Annotated in this window: 3 protein-coding genes and 1 pseudogene; all 4 read right to left on the bottom strand. The window is 55.2% G+C overall.

Annotated elements, in window-relative coordinates; genetic code table 11:
• A pseudogene (locus tag LL962_RS21085) lies at nt 1-810 on the bottom strand (hemagglutinin repeat-containing protein); the annotation flags it as partial.
• Nucleotides 695-1,318: a hypothetical protein gene (locus LL962_RS21080; RefSeq protein ID WP_441004890.1), complete on the bottom strand. Its 624-nt coding sequence runs from the start codon at nt 1,316-1,318 to the stop codon at nt 695-697. The gene LL962_RS21080 and the pseudogene LL962_RS21085, both read right to left, overlap by 116 nt.
• Before the next feature lie 613 nt (nt 1,319-1,931).
• Nucleotides 1,932-2,321 (bottom strand): Imm63 family immunity protein, encoded by a 390-nt coding sequence (locus LL962_RS20725; protein WP_228318274.1) that lies wholly within the window; start codon nt 2,319-2,321, stop codon nt 1,932-1,934.
• A partial coding sequence (locus LL962_RS20720; protein WP_228318273.1) for a TNT domain-containing protein occupies nt 2,314-3,207 on the bottom strand: 894 nt, incomplete at its 5' end. The genes LL962_RS20725 and LL962_RS20720, both read right to left, overlap by 8 nt.

Genomic DNA, 3,207 nt, shown 5'->3' with positions numbered 1-3,207 from the left:
CAGCCCCATCAACTCTTTCTGGTCATCGATCTTCTTCTGATCGAAGATTTCCTTCAGCCCGGACTGCTGCAACTCGGCCGCACCGCGCTCCAGACCCGCGAGTGCTGATGCATCTCCATTGCGGATCTGGATCGTGCCGGCGGCGATGTCGCTCTTGGTCGTGCTGCTCGAGCTGTCGCTGGCATTGCCCAGCATGCTCAGCCCGGTACCAATGGCCATGCTGGCCATGCTGCTGCCCGTACCGCCAGCCACCGAGACGCCGCTGGTCTTGTACTCGGCCTTGTTCTGCAGATCCTCGACCGTCAGGCTGCCGGTGGACAGCCGGTTGAGGCTGGCATCGGCCGCGCTTGCAATGGCACCGCCGACCAACTTCGTATTGCCGCCCACCGTGATGTCGAAGCCGCCATTGCCCGCCTGGATGCCGCTCTGCTCGGTCACGCTGGTATAGCTGCTGTTGACCTTCTGCTGGCTGTAGCTGCCGCCGCTGCCCGAGCCGGTCGCCAGGGTCAGGCTGGCCTGCTGCTGCTTGCTCTTGTACTCGTTGGTGTCCTGCTCGCTCTTGATGAGCAGGTCGCCACCAACATTGGCCAGCACCTTGTTGCCAACGGCTTGTGCGCCCTGGATGGTGGTGTCGTTGCCGCTGACCAGGGTCAAGCTGTCGTTGGCCGTGATCACGCTTTCGGTGCGTAGATCGCTATTGCCCTTGGCGCTGCCCTTGCCCGCAGACACCGACAGGTAATAGCCCGTGACCGCGCCGACACTGATACCGATCTCGCCACCGGCGTTCTTGTTCTCCGATTTGGTGGTGCAGGAAGTCGCTGCTGATGAAGTTGTCGTAGTTGACGAAGCGCGGATCGGTCTCGATCAGGTAACGACGGCCCGGGCCGTTGCTGCGCCAGGCGTTGATGCCGCCCAGGCTGGTGGCCGCGCGGTCCATCGCGGTGCGGTCGGTGGCGGTGCCGTTGGACAGGCGATACAGCCCGCCGATGGGCAGATCGATCTGCGTCAGCGAGGTCTGGCCGCCGCCCACCAGATCGGTTACCGGAATGGTCGACGGATCGACACCCACCCGGTCCTGGTTGGCACCCACGACGATGCCGGTGCCGGCCGTGGTGGTCTGCACTGTGGCCTGATCGACCGTGCTGCGCGCCAGGCCGCTGTCGTTGGACATGACCGGCGCAACCGACATCGCGACGATGCCGCCGGAGGTGGCCAATGTGGCGTCCTGCGGGTTGGGGCCGAGGTGCGTGCCGGTGCTGCCGCTGGTCCCCGTGGTGACACAGATGCCGCCTGCGCCACCGCTGGCACGACCAGTCACCGCATGGCGGCCGACAGTTTCTGCGGCCTGGCGGGTACGGCCGCTCAGGCCGCCCTGTGCGCGGATGCCGTCGAGCGCGCTGCCGCCGCTGTTGTTGCGCCTTACTGTAGGTCAGGCCGGCGGTCAGGGCCGCCGCTTAATTATCTCCGTCCCTGATGATCTGATTTCTACTCATTCAGACCAAGTGAGCTTGGAAGATTTTTCACAAAATCGGCAACTTCACCCTCATAATTTAAGAATTCCGAAACCAAATCAGAACACAATAGAACCCTTTATATCAGGAAGTTCCTGCAGCTCAAAAGCCAACTACTCCATCATCTGAACAGCCGCATCTTGATCGACAATTTTAGTATCAGAAAACTCTAGAAAATTACAAGAATTAGCTATAACTTTGGCAAAATTTTTATTAACTTCACTCACGGCTTAACCACCTCTACAGCTATGTTTTTAATACCAAGCTTTTCGAAAATTCGCGCACTGCTGGAAGCCGTGCGCATGTAGACGACGCTGGCACTGTGAAAAACGTATGGATATCTAATCCGTATTGAATTCACTGGGGAAAACGCTGAATTTACGGCAACCTGCCATTAGCGCCATTACAAATCAGAAATAGTCAAGACTCTATCCCGGACCTATATTCATGCACAACCCGCCCCCCCCAGGCCGGATTTAAGCGACTCATCAAATCCACCCTGCGTACCAACATCTTCCCTACTAATTCTTCAGAATCTCCAAACTCCGAACTATACAAATCGAGAACCATCTTAGAAACAGCGCGACTTAATATCCAGTAAAGAACCTCATCCTCCGAAGAAGTAATTTTCTTAAAAATTTCATAATCCCTCTCAATGGAAGAGTAAACAAAAATTTTATCCTGATATACCAAAAATGGAACACCATCACTGGAAGGCTCAGTTTTTATCACAAGAAATTTTTTCGGAGCATTAATTATGGCACCAAGAGAAATCGCGTCGCGCTGAATCTCACTTATCTTGTCATTCACTTTTATCCACCTCTTTAAGAAATCCATTGACCCGCAACCAATCAACATTAACGCGATCTTTAAACCTAGGCAAGATTTGCGTACCACCACCAGGCTGCCCAAATGCAGGAGCAATTTCACCTTTGATCACTGGGAGCGGCTTTATGACTTCATACTCATGATAACCATTCCCCCTTGATCCAGGCGCCAATGCCCTCTGCTCATAAGGTGTTCCAAAGGGGGACAGAAAAGCGCCATCAGGGCTTCCATATCGATCCAATCTGGTACCGACTGGTAGTACATCATCAACGTGCGCCTCAGCAAAGCCAAGATTACTAGGCCAGTTCCAATTTCCATCTGGTTTAATTTCTTCACCAGCTTTTCTGAATTCATCGTATCTAGAAAATCCGCCAGCTTCGCTGTCAACCGCGCCCCCATGGACCGGAGTGGTACCAGCAGAACTTGTTTGTTTGGGTGTTACTCGTTTAAGAGCAAGGCCGATCTGTTCTGTGGTCGCCTCAGCAGATTTCACTAAGTCATCAAACTTCTTCGCAACAACCGCACTCCCCCAGGCAGTAGATACGAGCAGGCTATGACCGCCAGTTGCTTCTGTTGCGATCGCGTCGAGCGCACTAACTGCTAGGCGCCCACAGGCAACAAGGTTTAGCGCGCATGCTCCGCCACCCGCCGCTGCGAGGCCGATCGCGGCCCCTGTAGCTGGAACAGCGAGGGTAAGGCGGCCGTCTCTGCCAATACCCTTTCCAGCATAAGTCAGCAGCTCGGGCTGGTACATCAGCTGCAGCTCGTCTTTTGTCAAGCCCGCAGTGCCGAGCGCATTGAAGACATCCCTGAAGTTCTCAGGGGTGCCTGCCAACTTGTTGCCATAGAGGTGAAAATTGTCTCGATC

It is taken from the genome of Xanthomonas sp. NCPPB 1067 (assembly GCF_020783795.1).
GTDB lineage: Bacteria > Pseudomonadota > Gammaproteobacteria > Xanthomonadales > Xanthomonadaceae > Xanthomonas > Xanthomonas melonis.
The sequence above is the reverse complement of the archived record's forward strand: the minus strand, read 5'-3'. Positions and strand labels throughout refer to the sequence as shown.